The following is a 23,445-nucleotide window of genomic DNA, read 5'->3' on the forward strand; positions in this document are numbered from 1 at the left end:
CTCCGGATCGATTGTTACCACTGTCCCCAATACCGGCAGATGTCCGCACAATAGCTACCGGTATCATCAACGAATAGAAGCGCATATTGAAGAACAGGTTAACGACCGGCAATTATTGCCCAGTAATGTGTTCAAAATTCGCCAGCGATTTGAATCGCTTGTATCTTTGTAAAGATCAATATGCCTAAAGATATATAGGTAGTTTGAGCGCCAAAAAGAAGCCCGGCGCTGAGGCCGGGCGAGTCTCTATCACATGCAGCAGTTCCAAAGAGTATAAAATTACCCTTTTTCGGCATCAATTACCGTTTGACGCGGATCAGTTCGTCGAGCATTTCGTCGGTCGTGGTGATCGTCTTGGTGTTCGCTGAATAGGCGCGCTGGGTGACGATCATATTGGTGAATTCTTCAGCAAGGTCTACGTTAGAACCCTCAAGTGCGGAAGCAACCACTTTACCGGCACCATCTATGCCTGGTTCACGCAGAACATAGTCACCGGAATCACGCGTCTGACGGTATACGTTGCCACTTTCAGCACCGAGTTCGTCGGGCGCTTCAAACGTTGCAATGGCCAGCTTGAACATCGGACGTTTAACACCGTTGGCAAACTGAACTTCAAGGAAGCCGTCGCTGGAGAAGCCATAGCCAACTTGGCTACCTGCACCCGCACCATCCTGATTGATAAAGTCCGTCGAATAGGAAACCAGGTTGCCGTTTGCGTCAACACCACCACCTTTCTGGGTAATGCCGTTACCGACGCCGGGATTACCCAGATCAAGGGTTATTTCCGATGCGTTGGAGCCATTGGTATAGGTGATGCTGAGCGGTTGATCGATCAAACTTGCACCGGTGGAATCGGTAAATGAGGAAATCACGCCGTCACCGTCGAAATTCAGGTAACCGGACTGAATAAGACCATTCGGGTGTGCCGATGGATCAAGGTTTCCTGCCGTTGTTTGGCCTGTAAGTTCAAATGCCCAGCGGTTCTGTGATACTTTGAGGAAGCGCAGGTTAACGGTATGCGCAGACCCCAGAGAGTCATAAACAGTGATCGGCATTGTGGTGTTTTCATCGACAGTCCCTGCGGCAATGCTACCCGGTGTGTAGGTTGCGGCCAGTGTCGCCGGGAATGGCCCCGCAAAACCAAGAGCAGTCAGCGGTGTGTTGTTATTGTTTGTCACAGTAACGTTTTGATCACCTGGGCCTGTGATCGTCAATGTGTCGTCAGTACCTGTCGACGTCGCCGATGCATTCACTCCCGGTATCGCACTGATTTTTGCTGCGATATCGTTCAGGGTATCTGTACCAGTAATCGTAATTGTCGTCGTGTTGCCATTAACCGTAATGTCAAAGCTGTCACCAGCGGCGATGCCCGCTTGTCCAGCAAGTGCTGTGGTCCCATTGATACCCAGAGTTGTCGAGGTATCGGTACCCCCGGCAAATGGTGTTTCGTCGGCGTCAAGGTTACCGCCAATGCTGATGTTACGGGTATCGGCAGAGGCACGCAGGATGCGGTTTACGTCAATAACTTGAAGGTCGCCTACGGCCGCGCTGTTCGAAGACGTTGTATTGCCTAGTTGATCAAGAAGGTTTCCGTCTCGGTCAGTCGCCCAGCCCTGTACAAAGAAGCCGGCTGTATTTTTCAGATACCCGTCATCGTCAGGTCTGAAGTCGCCCGCACGGGTAAAGAATACTTCGTCATTCGCATTTGGCGTTGCTGTGTCGCGTACGACAAAGAAACCATCTCCCGAGATCGCCGCAGAGGTTGCCGAGGAAGAGGATTGCAGCAATCCCTGCTTGCTGATCATCGCTGTTGGATGAAAGCGAACACCGCCAGGAGTGTAACGGGTCGGAGTGGCGGATTCCGTTACAAGTGTCGAGAACCGGCCGAGAGTCCTTTTATAGCCGATCGTATTCATGTTGGAGATGTTATCGGAAATCACACCAAGATTCTGGCTCTGAGCGTTCAAACCGGAAACACCGGAAATCATTGCACCGAAAAGGCTCATTTTCTTTCTCCTGCACTTACAGGCTGTTAATTACAATACCGTGTCTGAGCGTCAGGCCGCTTGGTCCTGCTCTTCATCATCGGTTGGAGTTTCGTTTGTAGGAGTTCCATTTGCGCCAAGCTTGACATTGGTCAGTGTCTCAAACGGAACAGACACTCCACCGATACGCAGGTAAATGCCGTCATCGGCAATATCGACACTTTCGACGATTCCTGAAATTCCGATATAGACCTCTGCTGGTTTGCCGGATTTATCAGCATACGTGTTCCCGCTGCCATCCTTGGGTTTGACCACAAGGGTGTAGGCACCTTCTGGCTGGGCGACGCCGCTATTGCTTTTCCCATCCCAGCTGAAATCTTGAAGGCCGGATTTGTCGGATACAGTTTTGGAATAAACGGTATCTCCATCCTGATTAACAATCTGAAGCTCCACTTGCGGAACGTCAGCTGGCGAAACGTTGTATTTGAAATCGATGCTGCCGTCTTTTTCCAGCCAGCTCGTATCACCAACAGCTTCAATCCGGGCTCCGACATAAGATAGAGCGGACAGTTGGCGCTGCTGTTCCTGCATTGAAAGCAGATCTTCCAGATTTTGGTTGGTCTGAATGCCTTGCTCGACCTGTGCAAACTGGCTTAGCTGATCCGTAAATTTGTCCGTCTCCATAGGAGAGGTTGGATCCTGGTTTTTCAGCTGCGTCGTCAGAAGCGTCAAAAACGTATCCAGATTGGCTGCAAGTTGCTGCGACGACGCGCCGGAAGTCGCGTTCTTGTCGGCTTGAGAAAGGCCAATGTTTGATAGGGAGGATACAGTCATAACTTCATTCCCCTATTTCGCTAAATTCGAATATCGACAAGGCCATTGGGATTGATCCCATAGCCAATGGCGACATGTTCTGCGAGCTCGGCTCCGCTTAAAATATCGCCGTCATTAGGGCTTGATGCAGAATTGCTTCCAACCCGTTGCTGACCTTGGTTGTCCCGACCATTGTCACCTTCATTACGATGTTCAAAGGTGAAACTTTGACTGTCTGCATTCAGGCCAGCGTCTTTCAGCGCTTGCTGCAATGAACGCGCATCTTGTCTCAGAAGATCCAACGTTTCACGGGTGTCTGCTTGAATAACACCCTGCACCCTGCCGTCATGGGAAATTTCAAGTTTCACATCAACACGCCCGAGATGTTCCGGGCGAAGCTGAACCGAAATCTTTTCAACGCCATCATTTGCGGCGTTTCGAATATGCACGGCAACCTGTTGCTGCACTTGCTGGGCCGGGGTTTGTCGTGCGTTTGCCGTAGTGTGTCCGCTTTGCAAATTGCTGTTCACGCTGTTCGATGAAACGCTGCCTGCATTGTTTGCTGTCGGCGACGCGCTTCCTTCAACGGACGAAGTGTTTACCGTTTTCGCGGGGGCTGCGGTTTGGCCGTTTTGCGGCGTTGTCTGTTGTGGGATGGCTGTAGCAGCTGCCATCTGTTGTGATGCAGTATTGTTTACCGCAGAATTTGCCGTGGTCGTGCTTGTCGTGCTGCTTGTTGGATTATTGCCGCTGCTTGCATTTGAATTGTTGTTGGTGGTGGAAGTCGTATCACCCTGTTTGGCCGATTTGGCGACACCATCACCGGACATATCGTCCAGGAGGCTTGCCAGGAAATCATTTTTCCCATTTAGAGGGGATTTTTTATTCTCTGCGCCGGTTACGCTAGCCGCCATTGCGCTTTGTGACATGATCGCAGCGTCACTGGCCGACTTGCCTGTCGACATGCTCGGCGCATTGGATAACGCGGTAGACCCCATCAACTCAGACGTGGCGGTCTCCGGGGACTGAACCAAATTCGTCCCTTCTCCAACCTTTTGGTTGGGGTGGACCGTCTCGGCCAAAACCGTAATTATTGTTGCTTCGTCACCACTCGTTGCCTTTGGATCCGTGTTATCTTCGGTTGCAACTTCTTTTTGGGTGGGATTGCCCGTCTCGTCTCCAGAATTAGCTTCGGATGAGGGCTTCTGCTCTACTTCGGTACCTTCGGTACCTTCAGCTTTAACAGCTTCCTGCTGATCCGGCTCTTCATCACGTTGAGCTGAGTCTTTTTGCTTTACGTCCTCGCGCGGGGTGACGTCTTTTTTCTCGTCGCGGGGCACATCTGTTTTGTCTTTTACCGACTGCTCGGCAAATTTTACCTCGTGTTGGGGATGTCTCGTATCACTCAGCGGCCGGTCGTTGCGATCGCTAGCCTTCATCGCATCCATCACTTGCCCGAACGCCATATTGCTCTCGCCAGCCAGTCGTGGGGCTGCGGCGCTTGCTACGGCAGTGGTGCGAAAATTGATTTCAGAACTAATCATGACAGAGGTCCCTTTAAAGACAGTGCAATGATTAGAGCAAAAGGCGGGCCAGTTTCACCAATGTGGTTAAGTCACTAGAAAATCACTGATTTAATAGAGAGGTTGGTTTGAGGTGAGGCTTTCAATGATGCATGTCTTGCCCAAAGGGCAAAAATTGCCTGTCTTTTCACGGTGTGCATACGAAAACACCGCCCTGCAAGACAGAGCGGTGTGTTACTGCGCAACGAATACACGTAGAGGCGGGCATTAAATGGACACAGAAATACCTGTCCGTGGTGGAACAGATTCCTGTTCCTGGCTGTAGGACGTATTCTGCTGTGGTGCGGGTTGATAAGCATTGCCGGAGAAACCAGTATTCCCCAAAGCTTGATTAAGCTGAGAAGTGTGCGCTTTTCGCATCTCAATACGAAGTTCTTCGGAACTTTTTTCTGCAAGCTGTTTCCAGCTTTCCCGGAGGGGAATAAGCAGGTCGATGACATCCTGAGCGGGTTGTGTTTTGCCCACAATATCAATTGAGACCAGATGATTGATGCAGAATCGGTACAGCTTGTCCATTCTGCCCGCAAAGTCCGGCGCAGCTTCATGGTCCAACGCGTCCATCAGCTGGAAGATGATTTCCTGCGCCAGACAGTTGGATTCACACCGGCCCATTACATCTTTTGATTCGCCTTTGGCAATCACGTCACGCAAGTGGATAATCGCTTTTTCATACAACATGAAAACGATCTGCGCCGGGTTGGCGCTATTCACCTGCTGCGCTTTATAAGCCAGGGCTGCATTCCCGTTCATGTCATACTCCTATTGATTTCCACCATGTTTAATCAGACAGAATAGCTACTGATAAAAACGGGTACTTATTGGTCTTTCTGCGAAGCAGCCATCATTTCGGTCAAAGACTGCTGGATCGTTTTCATCTGCGCGAGAGCTTCTTCCATCTTGATAAACTGGGTAAGAAGACTGTCCTTCTGGATAGCCAACCGGTCATCAATCTTGGTCACTTTTTCACTATACGACCCATTCTGAGTCTGGAGCTTGTCAATTTCTTGTGAAAGGATGCCATCACTCTCGTCAAGAAGCTTTTCCAGGCCGAAGAAAAGCTGAGCTCCAACACCGACGGAGACAGTAACATTAGCCGTAATCGTTGCGTCATCGGGACCATTATACAACAAAACCAATCCATTTGCATTGGTTGCGTCGGTCGCCGAAACGCTGTTCGAGCCGAGTGTTTCTGTCGATCCTGCTACACCGTCTACATCTGATCCGGTGATGGCGCCTGCGGTGGACGTGATATTGAACGCGTACGTGCCAGCCTGCACTTTTCCGCTGAAGCCAGTAACCGTCACGTTAGGGTTATCAGTTGTCGTTTTTAACCCAAACAGTTCGATGACTTCTTGTGGTTCAGAAAGAAGAGCCTGATTGAGCTTGGTTTCATCAAGTTCAAGCGTGCCCTTCAGATAGGGATCTGTTTGCAGAGGTGACACTGTTGATATGCCAATGTCGGCCAAAAGCGAATAATCTTCTTCATCCGGACCACGATTGGTAACACCTTCAGCTTGCGACGACACCATCGTTTTCAACTGCTGCTGAATGCTTCGAACGGTTGGATTACCAACCAGATAAGCATCTTCACCAGCTTCGCCAGTTACCGGATCGACATAGGTCTGTTCGTTGATGAAGGTTTGCAAGGCGTTGTATGCCTCGACGACATCGAGGATGGCTGTTTTGGCCGTGTTGAGGTCACGCTCAACTTCAATCCGCACTGTTGTTCCGGGTTCAGCATCATACAAATTGATACTGGCACCAGTAATGATATCGTTGATATCGTTGCTAGAGCGCGTGATCGTCACACCATCAACTACCAGAGTCGCATCTGATGCCACTTGTGACTGATGTGCAAGTTGCAAAGGATTTTCTGGATCAGAAATTCCGCCGTCAAACACGCCAAGAGAAGACAAAACAGAACCCGTCGTATCTTCAAATGTGGTCACAGCATTTGCCGTACCTTCGTCAACAGACGAAAAAACAAGGGTGCTTTGCGTGTCGCTGACTTTGACAACACTTGCACGAATTCCCGTCGTTCCGGAGGCAGCATTCACCTTGTCGCGGATATCAATCATCGAATCGCCCGCTTCGACCGAAATCGTTGTGGAGCCTTTGGCTGTTCCCAAAGTGAAGGTGCCCGTTCCGGTCACGGCTGTCAGGTCGGCGGACGTGGTGATGTTCTGTGTTGCTGTCGAGAATTTCTGACGCTGAGCTACGGACTGAACCTCCAGCTCGTAAATCCCTTCCGGTGTCGCATTTGATGCCGTTACGCCAACAAGTTGAGCCGCCGGAGTTGCGGTTCCCGAACTGCTGGATGATGTTAGATAGACACCTTTGGCTTCAAACGCATCCTTGGAATTGTCGAAGCTCATCGCACCATAGAGGGTGGAAAGAGCGTTCTTGAGCTCGGTCGTCAGCGACTTTATTGTATTAAGAGAGGTTAGAGCATTCTTATTAACATCTATCTTGTCTTCCAGATTCTTGGCGGGAATCCGGCGCGCTTCAATCATCTTGTCAACAATGTTGACAAAGTCGATGTTCGAGCTGCCGCCAGACAGTTGAACCCTGCCGTTTGCTCCGACGTAGATATTGTCGAGATTAATACCGCTCATAACCTTACTCCGGAATTCGGAATGTGTGCTTGTCCCGGCAAATCAAGATTTTTGCGAGACATGGGCATTACAGAATGTTCCTCGAACGAAGCAATCTGTGTGCCATTAAACAGGCGGAAAATGTTGCCTACACTTCGACGTCGATCAGTGGGCCTAAAGAATCGCGCAATCTGGCGATCAATGTCTGCATGCTTTCAGATGGAATCTGACGCAAGACTTCTCCACCTGCATCGCGTACGACCGCAATGACGCGTCCGGTATCTTCGCTGTAGCTCAACTGGACATCCAGATTGTCTATACCTAGCTCGGAAGAAACATTTCGCGCAATTTCCTGACTAAGCGCTTGAGTAAAACCGCTTACGTCATTGCCTTGATTTAGACTGGCTGCGGATCCGGTAATAGATGCGCTTGCAGAAGACGTGTTCTGCACATTGCGCAAAGACGAAGCAACTACCGGGCCTCCAACCTGCTGCGTCGAACTCTGTAATTTAACGGCTTCCATTTTCCGGGCTCCAATACCTGCGCGGCATTTTAACCAGTTGATATCACGGGGGGGAGTTTGCCTACCCCCGTGATAATAATCAACCGGTTACTGCAGCAGACGCAGAAGGTTCTGCGGCATCTGGTTCGCCTGACCAAGCATCGCGATACCCGACTGCATCAGGACCTGTTTTGACGAGAAAGCTGCCATCTCAGAAGCGACGTCAAGGTCGATCAGGACCGAGCGGGCATTCTCGCTGTTTTCCGAGACAGTCCGCAGGTTCTGAGCTGCAAATTCCAAACGGTTCTGGTTCACACCAACACTTGCGCGTGCAGTCTGAAGTGCGTTAATCGCCGCATCGATCAGGGGGATCGCCGTGTTTGCGTTCGTCGCGTCGGCACCGCTAAGGTCAACCGCTGCAAGGTTAAGACCAGCCGCAGCTGTTGTGACGTTGACCAGCGTAAATGCCAGATCGTCCTCAGCGGCAGTTGCGCCCGTACCGACCTTGAAGTTGAGTGTCACGGTTGCATCATTCAGAACATTGACACCGTTGAATTCGGTGTCGTTTGCTATACGAGTGACCTCACCAAGCAGCGACTGCGCTTCATTGTTGATGTAGCCGCGTTCAGTGGTGCCGAGGTTTTCAGAACCTGCCTGCACTGCAAGCTGTTTTACGCGCACGAGAATGTCGTTGATCGTGCTCATGCCACCATCCATAACCTGCAGGAGTGCACCTGCCTGGCTGGCGTTGGTGGTGGCAACCTTCAATGCGCCGACTTCCGCGTTTAAACGTGCGCCGATGGCCATCGAGGCAGCATCGTCACGCGCATTCATCACGCGCTTACCGGACGACAGTTTTGAAAGGGAATTTGTTGCCGACGCGTCAGACGCAACCAGATTGCGATGAGCGACGTTTGCGGCGTAGTTGGAAATAACACCAAGACCCATGGTCTTTACTCCTACTTGGACTAATATAAATCGGCTTCTTGCCAATCCTGCAGCGCATCTCGTCCTGAAATGCTCACAGATGCGTGAAGTTTTATTTCATTAAACCTCACGGTGATAAAATAGGGTATATTTATACAGGAGTCTAGTAAAAAAATGTTGAAGCGTCTTTTTTAACAGTTATCGCGCGTTCACGCTGCCTGACGTTCTGGTTGTTCATCAATGGACAAAAATCGGGGCGGATCTGATTTGCTTTTGAGGTGCGACAGGGCGGGTGAGATAAATAAAAAAAGGCTGGCCAAAATGGCCAGCCTTTTGCTGAAAGCTGTTTTGATTACTGTAGCAGACGCAGAAGGTTCTGCGGCATCTGGTTCGCCTGACCCAGCATCGCGATACCCGACTGCATCAGGACCTGTTTCGACGAGAAAGAAGCCATTTCAGAAGCAACATCAAGATCGATCAGGACTGACCGGGCGTTCTCGCTGTTTTCAGAAATAGTGCGCAGGTTCTGTGCTGCGAACTCCAAGCGGTTCTGGTTCACACCAACGCCTGCACGTGCAGTTTGCAGAGTGTTGATTGCGGTGTCGATCAGGCCGCTGGCGGTGTCGGCATCTGCCTTCGTCGTCAGGTCAATCGTCGTTGCATCAATACCAAGAGTCGTTGCAGTCACATCAGAGGTTGTGAAGGTCAGGTCATCTTCAGCTGCAGTTGCACCGCTACCAATTTTGAAGTTGAGAGCGGTTGCCGAGTTCAAAACTTTCACACCGTTGAATTCGGTGTCATCAGCAATACGTTCAATCTCGTTTGCAAGCGCTGTTGCTTCGTTGTCGATATAACCGCGCTCAGTGGCACCCAGGTTGTCCGAACCCGCCTGAACCGCAAGCTGTTTCATGCGAACGAGAATGTCGTTGATGGTGTTCATACCGCCATCCATCACTTGCAGGAGCGCGCCTGCCTGGCTGGCGTTGGTGGTGGCAACTTTCAGTGCGCCGACTTCTGCGTTCAAGCGTGCGCCGATGGCCATAGAGGCAGCATCGTCACGTGCATTCATCACGCGTTTACCAGACGACAGTTTTGCAAGGGAGTTCGTTGCCGAAGCGTCAGATGCAACAAGGTTGCGGTGAGCGACGTTTGCGGCATAGTTGGAAATAACACCAAGACCCATGGTCTTTACTCCTACTTGGATTAATGTAAATCGGCTTCTTGCCAATCCTGCCGTGCATTTCATCCTGAATTGCTAGCAGATCGAATTGTCTCATCTTGTTGAGACTTACATATGTGAACTTAGAGGATATCTATACCAGAGTCTAGAAAAAATGTTCAAAAGCGTTTTTAAATAGATATGACAAACTTGTCTAAATGGCGTCCTGATTGGCTTTTAAGGTGTGATGGAGCAGGTAAGACAAATAAAAAAGGCTGGCCAAAATAGCCAGCCTTTTGGCGAAAGCTGTTTTTGATTACTGCAACAGACGCAGAAGGTTCTGCGGCATCTGGTTAGCCTGACCAAGCATCGCGATACCCGACTGCATCAGGACCTGTTTCGAAGAGAAGGACGCCATTTCAGAGGCGACGTCAAGGTCGATAAGCACTGACCGGGCGTTTTCGCTGTTTTCAGAAATGGTGCGCAGGTTCTGTGCCGCGAACTCCAAGCGGTTCTGGTTCACACCGACGGCTGCACGGTTGGTCTGCAGGTTATTGATGGCTGTGTCAATGGACGCGCTTGCGATATCTGCAGCAGCCTTTGTTCCCATTGCGGTGGCACCGCCGCCCGTGAGAGTCGCGAGAGTGTTGTCAGAAGTCGTGAAGGAGAGGTCATCCTCGGCTGCAGTGGCACCGCTACCAATTTTGAAGGCAAGGGCGGTTGCAGAGTTGAGGACGTTAACACCGTTGAACTCGGTGTCGGCGGCAATACGGTTGATCTCGTTTCCGAGGGCCGTTGCTTCGTTGTTGATATAACCACGCTCAGTGGCTCCCAAGTTTTCTGAACCCGCCTGCACTGCAAGCTGTTTCATGCGAACGAGGATGTCATTGATGGTGTTCATACCACCGTCCATGACCTGCAGCAGAGCACCTGCCTGGCTGGCGTTGGTGGTGGCAACTTTCAAGGCACCGACTTCCGCGTTCAAACGTGCGCCGATGGCCATGGAGGCAGCATCGTCACGCGCATTCATCACGCGCTTACCGGATGACAGTTTGGAAAGAGAATTGGTTGCCGATGCGTCAGACGCAACAAGGTTACGGTGAGCGACGTTTGCGGCATAGTTGGAAACAACACCAAGACCCATGGTCTTTACTCCTACTTGGATTAATATAAATCGGCTTCTTGCCAATCCCGTAGCGCGCCATCTTGGCGCTGCCTACGGATTTGTAAGGTCTAATACCAGACAACTTACAATCACTTTAGTACTGTATTTCTATACGGGTGTCTAGTGCAAAATGCGTGTTGATTGATTTTTTTTAATATAGAAAAGCTCAGGGTTTCGTGGTGGTTTTAAGGTGCTGTTTCAATGGCGTAAAAAAGGCTGGCAACAAGTGCCAGCCCAGACCGCTGACAAACCCCGTCATATTTTGGCGGGGTTTTTCTTTTAGAGGTGTTTGAAAGCTGGCTTGAGTGTGCCGAGGGGATTATCCCTCAGCGATTGGCCCCTTGGGGCCCAAAGCCAGGGCTATTTTCTTGATGTTTTGGGCGGCGGCGGCCAGCAGACATTGGCATTTGACATTGATCAGTCCCCGGAACCTTGCATATCGATGACCGTGAAGCTGTTTGGCATCTGCAAAAGAGCGTTCGACCGTCTCTTTTCGGCGCTTGTAAACCCGCTTACCCCACTCTGTCAGACGATAGGCGTCAGCCCGGTCTCTGGCGTCTTGCCAGACATGGCGCGTGACAGTTTTTCAGTGATGGGCGTTGGCGGTACAGGAAGCCAGCACAGGGCATGTGCGGCATTTTTCCGGCTCGCTTTGATAATGGCGATATCCATTTCGGTCGGTTGTCGCATAAGACAGAAGCTGACCTTCGGGGCAGCGATAAGCATCACGTTCAGGGTCATAAACGTATTTGCGTTTGGGGATGTAGCCTTCCCGAAGGTTCGGGCGGCGATAGCCCGTCACGCCAAGGATGTCACGATCTTCAAGGCCTTTGGCAATCGCGGCGGTCGCATAGCCCGCATCCAGTCCGACGGCGATAACATCAAGGTCAAAACGCTGCCTTTGTCGGTCAAGACGGTCGAGATAGGGAATGCTGTCATGCAGATTGGCCGGGGTGGCGTAACTGTCGGTAATGATCCCAAGCTTGCCATCGACCGTGCGGTGATCGAGATAGAAAAAGCCCTTGGGCTTGCCGTCGCGCACCATATATCCGCTGTCGGGATCGGTTCGGCTGATCTTGGTTTCTTTCTCAACCGGCTGGCGTTCCTTGGCTTTGAGCGGCTTTTTCGCATGAGCCGCCCGGTCTTCCTCAATCGCCAGATCCAGATCATCCCAATAGGCCGCGCGCGATTTGGCAACCACTTCGCGGTCCCATTTGTTCTTGTTGGCATCGGCCTTCAAATGCGTGCTGTCGGTATAGAGAACCTTACCATCCACCAGCCCGTGCCTGATCGCCTGCTCGACGATCTCGTCAAAAATATCCTGCGCAACACTGGCATCATGATATCGACGCCGCCGGTTCTGCGACAGGGTCGAGGCATCAAAGACCTTGTCGGTCAGCTTGAGTTGCAAAAACCAGCGATAGGCGACATTGACCTCAATCTCGCGCACAAGCTGGCGCTCCGAGCGCACGCCAAACAGATAGCCAATGAACAGCGCCTTAAACATCATCACCGGATCAAGGGCGGGACGGCCATTGTTCGCGCAGTACAAATCGGCCACGCGCGCATGGATAAAACTGAAATCGATCACGGCATCGATCTTACGAAGCAAATGATCGCTGGGGACCAAACTGTCGAGTGTCACCATCTCAAGTTCGGTTTGATGTGGGCTGGGTTTCTTAAGCATTCCCCATTGAATCAAAAGTCCCCGCCAATGGCGAGGACTTTGTCAGCAGTCTGGGCTGGCAACAAGTGCCAGCCTTTTTGCGAAATTGGACGGCAGTTACTGGAGCAGACGCATAAGGTTCTGAGGCATCTGGTTTGCCTGACCGAGCATCGCAATGCCCGACTGCATCAATACCTGTTTCGACGAGAACGCTGCCATTTCAGAAGCAACATCCAGATCGACCAGAACCGACCGGGCGTTTTCACTGTTTTCAGAAATTGTACGCAGGTTTTGAGCTGCGAACTCCAAGCGGTTCTGGTTCACACCGACGGCTGCGCGGTTGGTTTGCAACGTATTGATGGCAGTATCAATGGATGCGCTTGCCGTGTCGGCATCAGCCTTGGTGGCCATTGTTGTTGCCCCACCACCTGTGAGTGTCGCAAGCGTGTTGTCTGACGTTGTGAAGGTCAGGTCATCTTCTGCTGCAACTGCACCACTGCCGATTTTGAAATTCAGACCTGTTGCCGAGTTCAAAACTTTGACGCCGTTGAACTCTGTATCGGTAGCAATACGGTCGATCTCGGCGGCGAGCGCTGTTGCCTCGTTATTGATGTAACCGCGTTCAGTTGCGCCGAGGTTGTCCGAACCCGCCTGAACGGAAAGCTGTTTCATGCGAACAAGAATGTCGTTGATGGTGTTCATACCACCATCCATCACCTGAAGCAGGGCGCCTGCCTGGCTTGCGTTGGTGGTGGCGGTTTTCAATGCGCCGACTTCTGCGTTCAAACGTGCGCCGATGGCCATAGAGGCCGCATCGTCACGCGCATTCATTACGCGTTTACCGGATGACAGTTTTGCAAGTGAGTTTGTTGCCGAAGCGTCAGACGCAACAAGGTTGCGGTGAGCGACGTTTGCGGCATAGTTGGAAATAACACCAAGACCCATGGTCTTTAACTCCTACGTGGATTGTAATTGTTCAGCGTAATGCCGAATTTTTGAGATACCTTCCTAGTATCCCTGCCTCTTCTGCGTGCATTAATCTGCATTTAGAAGATTTTTTGCGTGTAAGTGGTTCCACGTAAGACGTAAAGTAAATAATTGTTTATGTTGCGAAATTTTATGAAAATAGAAAAAGCCCCGCAGATTTCTCCTGGGGCTTTTCTCGTATAGGTTTAATTTGGGGCGCTTTAACCTTGCAGCAGGCGCAGAAGGTTCTGAGGCATCTGATTCGCCTGACCAAGCATTGCGATACCGGACTGCATCAGGACCTGTTTCGACGAGAAAGCAGCCATTTCAGCGGCAACGTCCAGGTCGACCAGGACAGATCGGGCGTTTTCGCTATTTTCAGTGATCGTCCGGAGGTTTTGTGCGGCAAATTCGAGGCGGTTCTGGTTGACGCCAATTGACGCACGCGCGGTCTGCAAGGAGTTGATCGCTGTATCAACCAGACCAATACCTGTGTCGGCGTTTGCTTTGGTGGTAAGGTCAAGAGCTGCAATGTTAAGGCCAGCAGCACCGGAAACCACGTTTACAAGCGTAAAGGTCAGGTCGTCTTCTGCCGCAACGGCGCCGGTACCAACTTTGAAGCCCAGCGATGCCACAGAACCGTTAAGGACCTTCACGCCATTAAATTCAGTATCTTGTGCGATACGTTCGATTTCGGCGACAAGCTGTGTTGCTTCACCATTGATGAAACCGCGTTCTGCCGCGCCCAAGTTTTCAGATGCGGCCTGCACTGCAAGTTGTTTCATACGTACAAGAATCGAGTCAATCGTTGTGACAGCACCATCCATGACTTGCAGGAGTGCGCCCGCCTGAGTGGCGTTGGTGGTTGCAACTTTCAAAGCTGCAACTTCTGCATTCAGGCGCGAACCGATGGCCATGGATGCTGCGTCGTCCCTTGCATTCATAACACGCTTGCCCGAAGACAGCTTTGCTAGGGAATTTGTTGCCGAGTTATCTGAGTCGACCAAGTTGCGGTGCGCAACATTGGCTGCGTAGTTCGAGATTACGTTAAGAGCCATGAGTGCCCCCTAAACTGGATCAATACATATCCCATTATCGGGTCTGTTTGAACGGTCGGTGACCATTCGCGATGCCTGAGCTATCAGGCGGTTCGGGTGAGCACGCAGATTCTTTCTGGATCCGGCCTGCTCGTGAATTCTTACTTTCGAGGTCTTTGTGCAAAAGTTTCCATCATCTATGCAGGAGGTGTGCCAGTTTTTGAGTATCTGACTAGTTGTTTGTTTTTATTCATTTATTTTGGGGGCAGGTAGGGAGCCGGGCGACCGGGACTCTGTTCGAAAGGAGCGGCTTATGATCTGGCTAGGAATATTATTATCCCATTTGCGCCATGCGCTATTGGACCCGGCAAAAAATGCCTCTGCAATTTCAAGTAGGGGATGATTGTGATGGGCTGAAAAAAAAACGCCGCCAATATGGCAGCGTTTCACAACTTTTTAGCTTTAACTTCTCGTCCCGAAATCTCATCGGGATCGCGAAGGGGATATTTAAAGAGCAAAATCAACCGGATACTTGTTGTGCGGAAAGACATGCTGCCACGCGGTTTGTTTGGCAGTATCTATGATGATGGGCGCTTGCAGGTTAACACTTAAAGACAGTTTTCCATCTTCGTGTTTGTCAATTTTGACAACAAATACAGCAGCCACGTCTTCTGGTGTTACCCCGTGCTGGATTGCCGCGTCCTGAATTTCCTGAAAATCAACAATTTCGTTGCCCGTCATGTAGGGATAGACGATGAATGAAACGTTTTCGTTGTCGTAGCTCTGCCAAAGTTTGTATGGCAACTGGGCATTTCCGGGAATATCAATCAAACCAAAATGACTGCTGTCCGAAAAGCCCAGCATTTTCGCGTTCATGCTGATAGCCTTGCTTCGGTCAAGCGTCAGCTGTCCAAACCGCGTATTCAATTCGACGCTGTTGGCCTGCTCATCGAGCGGCTGGCTTGCGGCCATAATGTTGGTCTCCAGAATCATCTGATTTCTCAATTATTTTGAATATGGCGTTTTTTACCCACTGCTTCAACGAAGATAATCCGTAAGGGAGAGTTGTGTGCTCTTATTGAGGACCATATAGCTCGCTTGCAGCGAAGTTTCGTACTGCGCAAGAATGGCAATTGTCGAAGGGATGTCAGCAGCTTCGAAGCTTGTAACCGCTTCCTCGTAAAACAGTTTCAGATCAGTGTTCTGCGATTGAACATTTTCCGTATTGTGTAAGTCGACCCCGATACTTGTTTGAACATCCGTCAGGGATTTAATTGCGTTTTTTACATGCCCCAAAGCAACGTTGAGAGACGCAGGGTTTCCTGTTTCCGCAGCGATTTTCAATCCGCGGATCAATTCCTCAAACGCGCTTTCGTCAGCGTTGATCCCATATTCAATGGTAAACTCCTCGTTCAACCGTGCAGAGAGTTTTTGCTGGTTTCCCTCGTAATACGCATAGTCCGCAGCCGGGTTCGGGGCGCTAACCATTGATAATGATGTTTGCAGGTTGCCGATATCGGCAATTGCCAGCGGCCCGCCGCCGGTTGCTTCAATCACCAGCTTTACCTCGCCGCCTTCGGGATCCTGGCGCAATGTCGCCGTTGCTCCAGCGCCGGCAGCATTGATGTCATTCACCAAAGTTTGCACGTCTTGAGCATCGGTATAGGGAATAAGGGTTCCGTTGATATCAAGTGTTCCGCCCGGAGCCGTCACGCCGAGGCTTGCCAGTGTTGCTGTACCATCACCAACAGATCGTTCGGACATTTGTGTTTCAGGCAGGACTATATTATCAAAATTAACCGCACTGCTTCCGGTGTCCGAGCCACCAAACAGGTAGCGGCCATCAAGTTTTGTATTAAGCAAGACCTCAAGCTGTTCAAGAGCTGATCTCGCTGATATATTTATCGCGGCTTCGTCTGCTTGATCAGCATTTGTTGCACTCAGAATCTGGGTTTGCATATCCGTTGCAAGTTCCAGAATATTGCTCACTGCTGTTTCCATACTCTTCAGGCGCAAAGAGGTTTGCACACCATTACGATTATATTGTTCCAGGCGATTTAGATTGTTTTCGAAGCTCAAAAGACCCTGTGCTTCGGAAGCAATACCCGCGTAATCACGCGACTTGTAGCCGCTTGATGCCTGGTTCCGTAAATCGACAATATTAGATGCTTGGCCGAGCGCCTGATTGGTCAGCAAATTGTGATTGGTGAAAGTGGCAACTCTTCCGATCATGATAGATATCCTCTTCGCTACGCGAGGCTTTAAATGACGTTCATGAGGCTGTCGAACAACTCGTCAACCGTTGTGAAAACTTTTGCCGAAGCCGAGTATGCGCGCTGCAAAATGATCAAGTCTGACATTTCTTCATCCAGGTTTACCCCAGCAATATTTTGCAGCCTGTTATTGAGGTCGGCAGTTTGAGTCGCGCTAAAATCTGCCTGACTTTTGGCTGTTGATGCTTTGGCGGAATTTGTCGAAATCAAATAGGCCGCATAGCCGGTAAAGCTGGTTTTCTGGTTTGGCAGTCCACCTGCTGCATCAAAATCGATACCATCAGAGTCAAACAGGTCTGCCATTGCGAGTGCCGCGCTATTGTCACCGGAACTCAGCCCTGTTGTGATATCGAGGTTGATGGCGGTGATCAGGTTGCCGCCTCCGGCATCTTCTAGTCCCAGAGAATCTTTGTTTGAATCATTGATCATCAAGACATAGCCGCCAACACCGCTATCAAAGCGAACTTCTGCTGTCACATTCGCAGCAGTTAGCGTTGCATTGTTGTTGATCAAATTTGCAATGTCGTCCAGCGACGCGCCAGCCGGATAAGTCAAGGTCACGGCAGTTGTTGAGCCGAACTCGCCGCGAAGGACCAAGTCTCCGCCGGTGAGACCGGTAATTGCATCCGTGCCTGTTGCTTGTCCTGTTGAGGACGCATAGCTTGAAGCGTTCATCGTTCCGCGAATAATTCGTCCCGGATCGTCGGAGATCGAGCTATTTACGGTCAAACCCAGCGCTGTTGACGGTGAGTTTTCTGAAAGTCCGAGTTTGGATACGAGACTTCCTGTGTCGGAATAAGAGATGTTGGCGCCACTATCGGAGGTGATTTTCAGTCGACCTCTGCTTCCATCTTCCATGACGGTTGCCGACAGGCCCGGAATAGCGTTAATCGTCGCCGCCAAATCGGCCATGCTGTCTGAAGTGGTGTAGGGAACATTGATCCCGTTAATCGTCAATGTTCCAACTACAGAAAGCGCTGCATCGGGGTTGCTTACAGGGGATGAATAGAGGGTTGCGCCGGTTTCGTCGCTGGCAAAGAAATCATTCAGCCCAAAGTAGTGTGAGAAGCCTCTGGTTTCGATGCCATTTACGTCAATCGCGCTATCCATTTCGTTGATCGCGACTTTATTTTCACCGATGCCTTCGATTATGAGTTTTCCGCTCGGCGAGGGTTCCAGGCGCGCTTGAACTCGTCCCGCGAGACCCGGTGCACTGTTGATCTGATTGATGATTTCATTAACCGTTGGCGGTGTCAGCCCGGCAAGGTCAAGGTCAAGATAGCTGGCCCCGGCCGCGAGCGAGCCGTCGGCATTCAGGGCCGCAATACGAACAGTGTTGCTTGGGCCGGCAGCCGATATTGTATCGCCCAGGTTGACAAGACGCGTTCCGCTGAGGTTTGCGGGGGGCGGAAATGCTGTGCCTTTATTATGAATTGCATTAAGTTCGTTACGCAGGTTCTGAGCAAGTTCATTTATCTGATCCTGCATTTCCGGCAGCTCTGTATCACGCATATCAAATAGGGCGCGTAGTGTGCCGGATTTGAGTTCGTCAGTGATGTCTTCACCATTCAGCGACAATCCGTCACCACCGTAGCCTGCCGAAAAGCTCGACGTTTCATTAAAGGTCAGCTGTTCAACATTACGGTCAAGCAGCACACGATTACCGGTGCCCGTCATGACAACGATTGAACCGTCACCACGTGTAAATGAGTTGATATTCATAATTTTGGACAGCTCGGTCAGCGCGTTGTCTCGTTTATCGAGCAAGTCGGCAGTTGCCTGTCCCAGATTTTTCAGTTGTACAATAGAGCTGTTTAGCTGGCCGATTTCGGACAAAAGCTGATTGGCACGACGAACGTCTGCACCGATTTGGTCGTCAGCTTCAGCACGCAGACTTTGTAACCGGTCAGACATTGTCGCGAACGATTTCACAACTTGTTCGGCCGCCTCGACAACCTCGATTTTTGGGGCATTCTGTTCGGGAGAGGTTGCGACTTGATCCATCGCGTTAGCAAGTTCGCTTATGCGCTGGCTAATCGCGGAGTTAGACTCAGGTGAGCCAAACATTTGCTGCAGGCTCTGATAAAAATTGAGACGAACTTCCGTGCGCCCTGCGTCAGCCATTTCGGCGCGCAGGGTTTTCATCAAGCCCTCGTCGATGTTCCGCGATATGCTTGAGACAGTCGAGCCCGCGCCAGTTCCGTTAAGGGTGATAGTTTCCTGCTGGGAAATCTTTCTCGAATAGCCGATGGTATTTACGTTCGAGATATTTGATGACGTCACAGCAATGCGCGCTTGTGCGGTATTCAAACCAGAAACAGCGCTGTTCAGTGCAGAGGTCAACGACATAACAAAATACCTCGTTAAAGGGTTTTATTCAGTGAAACCGAGAGAGACTTTTTCTGTTGCGGTTTCGAATAGCTGCTGATTGGTGCGGACGCTGCGTTTCCATATTTGTCATATGGACTGAAGTCGCTTGCCGCCTGCTTTTTTATCGAGTCGACTATTGTCTTTACGATGTGATCTGTGGTGCGCCGCATTGCCAAAAGAACTATTCGGTTTTTGTCGGCAACGTCATGAAAGCGTTCTTGCAGTTCTCTTAGCTCTGCGCGGATTTCTGTAGGTAGCTTTTTCAGCTCGTCCCCATGTTTGCGAAGGGTTGTTACCAACTGCTCATACCGCATGCAAAGCGCTGTTTTATCATTGATAAAACGTTCATATTCTTGCATTGGAATGGCCCGCATCCCCTGATTTTCACGCTCCAGCAGGGAAATCAGGTCATAAGTGACGCTTTTGAGTTCGATAACCATCTGTTCGGTGGTCATGGTCATTATCCTTCCTGCACCTTGAGGATTTCGCGTGTAACGGCATTTGCAATTCCGATGCCACCTGCGCGGGTCATTTCTTTGGCATATTCATCAACAAGCAGGGACCGCATCATGGTTTCGCCATGACCGCCGCCAAAGGTTTCGTTGGTTTCGATACCTGCAAACATGTGGCTCAGCATCTGGCCTAGAAACATTGATTCAAATTCCTGGCCTGCTTTACGCGCCTGGGCCTCGGTTTTGACATGTCCGTCTGTCAACTGGCTTGCATGGTTCGAGACATTGTTCTGACTGCCGTACTGGGCAGATGCCTGCGCCTGCGCCATCAATGCATTGGTGCTGTCGATCATCATCACATCACCTCGATTTCGGCTTGAAGTGCGCCGGACGTTTTGATCGCCTGAAGGATGGTGATCATGTCGCGCGGTCCGACGCCAAGGCTGTTCAGGCCATTAACCAGTTCCTGCAGGCTGACACCGCTTTCAAGCACGCCAAGCTGGTTATCCTCGCCTTCATCCACTTCGATATTGGTTCGGTCGACGGTTTCAGTCGTGCCGGTTTGCGAGAATGGGGAAGGCTGAGAAACTTGCGGAGTTTCAGTTACGCGGATGGTCAGGTTGCCCTGCGCGATAGCCACGCGGTTGATGCGAACATTTTCGCCCATCACGATCGTGCCGGTGTTTTCATCAATGACGACACGTGCGATCTGATCAGGTTCAACGCGAAGCTGTTCGATGTCCGTCAATAAAGCCACGACATTCTGATTGTAGCGTTCCGGAATGTTGATGCGAACGGTGCCGGGGTCGCTTGGGCGCGCGGCGATTTCTCCAAGATAGGCATTGACGGCTTCGGCAATGCGGCTGGCTGTGGTGAAGTCCGGGTTGCGCAAGACAACCGACATGTTCTGCATGGAATTGAGATTGAAATCGATTTCGCGTTCAACGATACCGCCATTGGCGATACGCGCGGAAGTCGGAACACCCTTGACCACGGTTTGAGCATTGCCGCCAGCAGAGAACCCGCCGACTGCAAGGTTGCCCTGGGCAACGGCGTAAACTTCACCATCAGCACCGACCATGGGAGTAACCAGAAGGGTCCCGCCCTGAAGGCTTTCGGCAGTGCCGATTGCGCTGATGGAGACATCAAGGCGCGACCCCTGACGCGAGAAAGGCGGTAGGGTGGCGGTGACCATCACGGCTGCGATATTGTCGGAATCAATGTCATCGATCTGGCTGCGCACGTTGATGCCGAGCCGTTCAAGCATGGCCACAAGGCTTTGGCGGGTAAAGTCGGCATCACCAAGATCGTCACCCGTGCCGTTCAAACCGACAACCAGGCCGTAACCTACCAGCATGTTGTCACGTACGCCTTCAAAGTCGGCGATATCCTTGATGCGCGACTGGGCGTTTGCCGGGACAACCTGCGTCAGGGCGATCATGCCGAGCACTGCTGCCTTTAATGCATATTTGCCTAGACCTTTGATCATATTCTTTGTTCCGCTTCCGGGGATGGGTTTGCCACCCGATACAATTTGCAAACACTTCTGCGAAAACCGTGCCAGATGGCAGAAAGCCAAAGCTTTGGATCACTGATTGTGCAAGTTGCCGGAAAATCGGTGTTTTTTTTGACGAGCAGACGAACTGCACGGCAATAGTGGGGTGCCGACCCGGCATTTTTTTCCCGTTGCGTCAGGCAACGCTTTGGGGGAGACTCGGCCTAACGGGATCACTGCCAAAGGGCTATGCGGATTGAGCCGACAGGCTTTGCACAGCTGATTGACGTAGTGATGGCTGCATGTTCGATCCCGGCAAGCTTACCACATAGCAGGCGGAAGTGAAAAATGAAGGTCAGCGGATCCAAAGCGACAGGCACGAATAGCACGACACGCAAGAAAACATCCGGCGGTGGCGGTGCGGGCGGTTTTGCTGATGCAATTCGTTCACTCGATTCCGCAGGCGGAGCAAGCGGGGCAGGTGGTGTGCATAGTGCGGGAACGGTCAGTGCGCTTGATGCATTGCTGGCGTTACAGCAAAGTGGTGATGCACTTGATTCCCCGAAAAAGCACGCCGTCCTGCGGGCCGAAAGCTTGCTTGAGCAGCTTGAAGGTGTGCGGGATGCTCTGTTGAGCGGGACTTTGCCTGCCAGCCGACTGCGCCAGCTTGTCGGGCTGTTGGATCAGCAGCGCGAAAATATCTCCGATCCAGCCCTTTCTTCTGTGCTGGACGAGATTGATCTGCGGGCACAGGTCGAGCTTGCAAAGCTTGAAGTTTCGGGTCTGGCCTGAAAATTTACGGTTTGGGCGATGGTTTTGGTCGCAAAACCCAAGGTTGTGAAGGCTTTCAGGCTAATTCAGATTTATTTACTCAATCAGCTTGCACCCATTGCGCGCGCCCTCTATATTGCCGCGCGTTCGATGAGTCCTGTATAGAGGGCGTACATGACTATCACGCTACCACCAGACTATCGTCCCGCTGAGGACGAAGAGTTCATGAACCCGCGCCAGCGGGAATATTTCCGGCAGAAGCTTTTGGCCTGGCGGGCTGAACTGCTGCAAGAATCTTCGGAAACATTAGCGAGCCTGCAGGATGGCGGGGGACTTCAGGAACCGGATTTGACCGATCGTGCATCGGCCGAAACAGACCGGGCCTTGGAACTCCGCACTCGTGACAGGGCGCGTAAGCTGATTTCAAAAATTGATGCTGCTTTGCGTCGAATTGAAGACGGATCATATGGTTACTGCGAAGAAACCGACGAGCCGATCAGCCTTAAAAGACTTGAAGCTCGTCCGATTGCGACCCTGAGCATCGAAGCCCAGGAACGCCATGAACGGATGGAGCGCACTCGCCGCGACGACTGATCGCGTCGGGAATAATCACGGGTCGCGCCTGCGTTGATCCGGTCAAATGGCAAAAGCCAAAGCTCTGTTGGGGAATACCGGTTAGGGATAACCAAAATCAAAGGTCCGGCTGTAATTTGCAGCCGGACCTTTTTTGTTTTGGCCTGGTTCAGGCGAAACAAAACCGGCCTGTGGCAGGCCGGTTTTGGTCAATCGTGATTGCCCACGGGAATCCAGGAAAGCGCAGGCGATCAGGATCAATCAGAACGGTAGAATGACATCCATGATTTCGCTGCCGTAACGCGGCTGCTGTACATCTGAAATCGTACCGCGACCACCATAGGAAATACGGGCTTCCGCGATTTTGTCATATTCGACTTCGTTGGACGAACTGATGTCCGCGGCACGTATGACGCCCGCGATCTGAACTTCACGGACTTCGCTGTTTACCCTGATTTCCTGACGACCATGAATGACATAATTTCCGTTCGGAAGGACCTGAATGACGATGGCTGCCACGCGCAGGTCAATCGCTTCGTTACGGTCAAGCGTGCCACTGCCTCTGTTGGACGTCGCGCTGTCCATATCGAACATCGATGACGGGTTGATCGTTTCGGGCAGTACTTTGGTGAGTTCGGACTCGAGGCCAAAAAGGTTTGGCACCGCCAGATCCTCGCTATTGGTGCGGGAACGTGCGGTGGTGTTGGCCAGTGCCGCACTGTCCTGCATATCGACAACAACCGTCAGAATGTCACCAACCTGATTGGCGCGCTGGTCCTTGAAGAACGAACGTGCACCGGAACGCCATAGCGAGTTCGGATTGCTTTCTGCGATCTGCGGTGCAGGCATTGGCAAGCTTACTGGTCGATAGGTTTCTGACTGCGTGGGATTGTCGATTGCCGAGAGCCTCGGTGCCTCGCCGACTTCGGAAAGGCGTTTCATCGCGTTGCAGCCTGAAAGCAGTGCCGTGGCACCGATCAGGCCGGTTACAATTGCCAAACGGCGCATTGAAATCTGCATGTGATTAACAGGCATTTATTCCTCCTGGAATTCCTGCCTGTATCTACGCAATCCTCATGCCAGATTGCGGTTCCTGAGCGGGCAAAGCTTGCCG

At 51.3% G+C, this 23,445-nt stretch carries 20 protein-coding genes and 1 pseudogene; 2 read left to right on the forward strand and 19 right to left on the reverse strand.

Features of this window, described 5'->3' with window-relative positions:
- Positions 1-299 precede the first annotated feature (299 nt).
- The 18 genes and pseudogenes from TH3_RS03780 to TH3_RS03860 all read right to left on the reverse strand — a co-directional run bounded on the left by TH3_RS03780 (position 300) and on the right by TH3_RS03860 (position 20,981).
- On the reverse strand, positions 300-1,988 hold the full coding sequence (locus TH3_RS03780; RefSeq protein WP_233421834.1) for a flagellar hook protein FlgE: 1,689 nt from the start codon (positions 1,986-1,988) through the stop codon (positions 300-302).
- Positions 1,989-2,057: 69 nt separating this feature from the next.
- The gene (locus TH3_RS03785; RefSeq protein ID WP_007091342.1) at positions 2,058-2,819 is read right to left on the reverse strand and encodes a flagellar hook assembly protein FlgD; all 762 of its coding nucleotides are present in this window, start codon (positions 2,817-2,819) and stop codon (positions 2,058-2,060) included.
- Between the two features lie 20 nt (positions 2,820-2,839).
- Positions 2,840-4,342 (reverse strand): flagellar hook-length control protein FliK, encoded by a 1,503-nt coding sequence (locus TH3_RS03790; RefSeq protein ID WP_007091343.1) that lies wholly within the window; start codon positions 4,340-4,342, stop codon positions 2,840-2,842.
- A 246-nt stretch (positions 4,343-4,588) separates the two neighbouring features.
- Positions 4,589-5,131, reverse strand: a complete 543-nt coding sequence (locus TH3_RS03795) for a flagellar export chaperone FliS (protein WP_007091344.1) — start codon at positions 5,129-5,131, stop codon at positions 4,589-4,591.
- Positions 5,132-5,196: 65 nt separating this feature from the next.
- Positions 5,197-6,996 (reverse strand): flagellar filament capping protein FliD, encoded by a 1,800-nt coding sequence (gene fliD / locus TH3_RS03800; RefSeq protein WP_007091345.1) that lies wholly within the window; start codon positions 6,994-6,996, stop codon positions 5,197-5,199.
- A gap of 127 nt (positions 6,997-7,123) precedes the next feature.
- The gene (locus tag TH3_RS22605) at positions 7,124-7,498 is read right to left on the reverse strand and encodes a flagellar protein FlaG (RefSeq protein WP_076519672.1); all 375 of its coding nucleotides are present in this window, start codon (positions 7,496-7,498) and stop codon (positions 7,124-7,126) included.
- Between the two features lie 87 nt (positions 7,499-7,585).
- Entirely contained in the window at positions 7,586-8,425 is an 840-nt protein-coding gene (locus TH3_RS03805) for a flagellin N-terminal helical domain-containing protein (RefSeq protein WP_007091346.1), read from the reverse strand.
- Between the two features lie 331 nt (positions 8,426-8,756).
- A complete protein-coding gene (locus TH3_RS03810; RefSeq protein WP_007091347.1) occupies positions 8,757-9,587 on the reverse strand; it encodes a flagellin N-terminal helical domain-containing protein in 831 nt (276 codons plus the stop codon).
- A gap of 292 nt (positions 9,588-9,879) precedes the next feature.
- On the reverse strand, positions 9,880-10,707 hold the full coding sequence (locus TH3_RS03815; RefSeq protein WP_007091348.1) for a flagellin: 828 nt from the start codon (positions 10,705-10,707) through the stop codon (positions 9,880-9,882).
- 340 nt (positions 10,708-11,047) lie between these two features.
- Positions 11,048-12,415: pseudogene (locus tag TH3_RS03820) on the reverse strand (IS1182 family transposase).
- 96 nt (positions 12,416-12,511) lie between these two features.
- The gene (locus TH3_RS03825) at positions 12,512-13,339 is read right to left on the reverse strand and encodes a flagellin (protein WP_007092323.1); all 828 of its coding nucleotides are present in this window, start codon (positions 13,337-13,339) and stop codon (positions 12,512-12,514) included.
- Between the two features lie 242 nt (positions 13,340-13,581).
- Entirely contained in the window at positions 13,582-14,418 is an 837-nt protein-coding gene (locus TH3_RS03830) for a flagellin N-terminal helical domain-containing protein (RefSeq protein WP_040059521.1), read from the reverse strand.
- A gap of 486 nt (positions 14,419-14,904) precedes the next feature.
- Positions 14,905-15,369: a flagellar assembly protein FliW gene (gene fliW, locus TH3_RS03835; RefSeq protein WP_076519721.1), complete on the reverse strand. Its 465-nt coding sequence runs from the start codon at positions 15,367-15,369 to the stop codon at positions 14,905-14,907.
- Positions 15,370-15,435: 66 nt separating this feature from the next.
- The gene (locus TH3_RS03840; RefSeq protein ID WP_007092326.1) at positions 15,436-16,629 is read right to left on the reverse strand and encodes a flagellin N-terminal helical domain-containing protein; all 1,194 of its coding nucleotides are present in this window, start codon (positions 16,627-16,629) and stop codon (positions 15,436-15,438) included.
- A gap of 29 nt (positions 16,630-16,658) precedes the next feature.
- Positions 16,659-19,019, reverse strand: a complete 2,361-nt coding sequence (gene flgK / locus TH3_RS22230; protein WP_007092327.1) for a flagellar hook-associated protein FlgK — start codon at positions 19,017-19,019, stop codon at positions 16,659-16,661.
- A 14-nt stretch (positions 19,020-19,033) separates the two neighbouring features.
- The gene (locus tag TH3_RS03850) at positions 19,034-19,495 is read right to left on the reverse strand and encodes a hypothetical protein (protein WP_139328334.1); all 462 of its coding nucleotides are present in this window, start codon (positions 19,493-19,495) and stop codon (positions 19,034-19,036) included.
- A gap of 5 nt (positions 19,496-19,500) precedes the next feature.
- On the reverse strand, positions 19,501-19,848 hold the full coding sequence (locus TH3_RS03855) for a rod-binding protein (RefSeq protein WP_007092329.1): 348 nt from the start codon (positions 19,846-19,848) through the stop codon (positions 19,501-19,503).
- Entirely contained in the window at positions 19,848-20,981 is a 1,134-nt protein-coding gene (locus TH3_RS03860; RefSeq protein ID WP_007092330.1) for a flagellar basal body P-ring protein FlgI, read from the reverse strand. Before TH3_RS03860 ends, TH3_RS03855 begins: the two co-directional genes overlap by 1 nt.
- A 354-nt stretch (positions 20,982-21,335) precedes the next feature.
- Here TH3_RS03860 and TH3_RS03865 point away from each other — a divergent pair, with 354 nt between their 5' ends.
- Together TH3_RS03865 and dksA are read left to right on the forward strand one after the other, a co-directional pair.
- Positions 21,336-21,779: a flagellar assembly protein FliX gene (locus tag TH3_RS03865; protein ID WP_007092331.1), complete on the forward strand. Its 444-nt coding sequence runs from the start codon at positions 21,336-21,338 to the stop codon at positions 21,777-21,779.
- Positions 21,780-21,932: 153 nt separating this feature from the next.
- A complete protein-coding gene (gene dksA, locus TH3_RS03870; RefSeq protein ID WP_007092332.1) occupies positions 21,933-22,352 on the forward strand; it encodes an RNA polymerase-binding protein DksA in 420 nt (139 codons plus the stop codon).
- Positions 22,353-22,592: 240 nt separating this feature from the next.
- On the opposite strand, the gene flgH is transcribed toward dksA, so the two are convergent.
- Positions 22,593-23,366, reverse strand: coding sequence for a flagellar basal body L-ring protein FlgH (gene flgH / locus TH3_RS03875; RefSeq protein ID WP_139328333.1), 774 nt, complete (start codon positions 23,364-23,366; stop codon positions 22,593-22,595).
- Positions 23,367-23,445 lie beyond the last annotated feature (79 nt).

This window comes from Thalassospira xiamenensis M-5 = DSM 17429 (assembly GCF_000300235.2).
In the GTDB taxonomy this organism is placed as follows: Bacteria; Pseudomonadota; Alphaproteobacteria; order Rhodospirillales; family Thalassospiraceae; genus Thalassospira; species Thalassospira xiamenensis.

Bases quoted from the DNA above. Each gene is read 5' to 3' on its own strand.
- TH3_RS03780 (WP_233421834.1), bottom strand. From the start codon at position 1,988: ATGATTTCCGGTGTTTCCGGTTTGAACGCTCAGAGCCAGAATCTTGGT.
- TH3_RS03785 (WP_007091342.1), bottom strand. From the start codon at position 2,819: ATGACTGTATCCTCCCTATCAAACATTGGCCTTTCTCAAGCCGACAAG.
- TH3_RS03790 (WP_007091343.1), bottom strand. From the start codon at position 4,342: ATGATTAGTTCTGAAATCAATTTTCGCACCACTGCCGTAGCAAGCGCC.
- TH3_RS03795 (WP_007091344.1), bottom strand. From the start codon at position 5,131: ATGAACGGGAATGCAGCCCTGGCTTATAAAGCGCAGCAGGTGAATAGC.
- fliD (WP_007091345.1), bottom strand. From the start codon at position 6,996: ATGAGCGGTATTAATCTCGACAATATCTACGTCGGAGCAAACGGCAGG.
- TH3_RS22605 (WP_076519672.1), bottom strand. From the start codon at position 7,498: ATGGAAGCCGTTAAATTACAGAGTTCGACGCAGCAGGTTGGAGGCCCG.
- TH3_RS03805 (WP_007091346.1), bottom strand. From the start codon at position 8,425: ATGGGTCTTGGTGTTATTTCCAACTACGCCGCAAACGTCGCTCATCGC.
- TH3_RS03810 (WP_007091347.1), bottom strand. From the start codon at position 9,587: ATGGGTCTTGGTGTTATTTCCAACTATGCCGCAAACGTCGCTCACCGC.
- TH3_RS03815 (WP_007091348.1), bottom strand. From the start codon at position 10,707: ATGGGTCTTGGTGTTGTTTCCAACTATGCCGCAAACGTCGCTCACCGT.
- TH3_RS03825 (WP_007092323.1), bottom strand. From the start codon at position 13,339: ATGGGTCTTGGTGTTATTTCCAACTATGCCGCAAACGTCGCTCACCGC.
- TH3_RS03830 (WP_040059521.1), bottom strand. From the start codon at position 14,418: ATGGCTCTTAACGTAATCTCGAACTACGCAGCCAATGTTGCGCACCGC.
- fliW (WP_076519721.1), bottom strand. From the start codon at position 15,369: ATGGCCGCAAGCCAGCCGCTCGATGAGCAGGCCAACAGCGTCGAATTG.
- TH3_RS03840 (WP_007092326.1), bottom strand. From the start codon at position 16,629: ATGATCGGAAGAGTTGCCACTTTCACCAATCACAATTTGCTGACCAAT.
- flgK (WP_007092327.1), bottom strand. From the start codon at position 19,019: ATGTCGTTGACCTCTGCACTGAACAGCGCTGTTTCTGGTTTGAATACC.
- TH3_RS03850 (WP_139328334.1), bottom strand. From the start codon at position 19,495: ATGACCACCGAACAGATGGTTATCGAACTCAAAAGCGTCACTTATGAC.
- TH3_RS03855 (WP_007092329.1), bottom strand. From the start codon at position 19,848: ATGATGATCGACAGCACCAATGCATTGATGGCGCAGGCGCAGGCATCT.
- TH3_RS03860 (WP_007092330.1), bottom strand. From the start codon at position 20,981: ATGATCAAAGGTCTAGGCAAATATGCATTAAAGGCAGCAGTGCTCGGC.
- TH3_RS03865 (WP_007092331.1), top strand. From the start codon at position 21,336: ATGAAGGTCAGCGGATCCAAAGCGACAGGCACGAATAGCACGACACGC.
- dksA (WP_007092332.1), top strand. From the start codon at position 21,933: ATGACTATCACGCTACCACCAGACTATCGTCCCGCTGAGGACGAAGAG.
- flgH (WP_139328333.1), bottom strand. From the start codon at position 23,366: ATGCCTGTTAATCACATGCAGATTTCAATGCGCCGTTTGGCAATTGTA.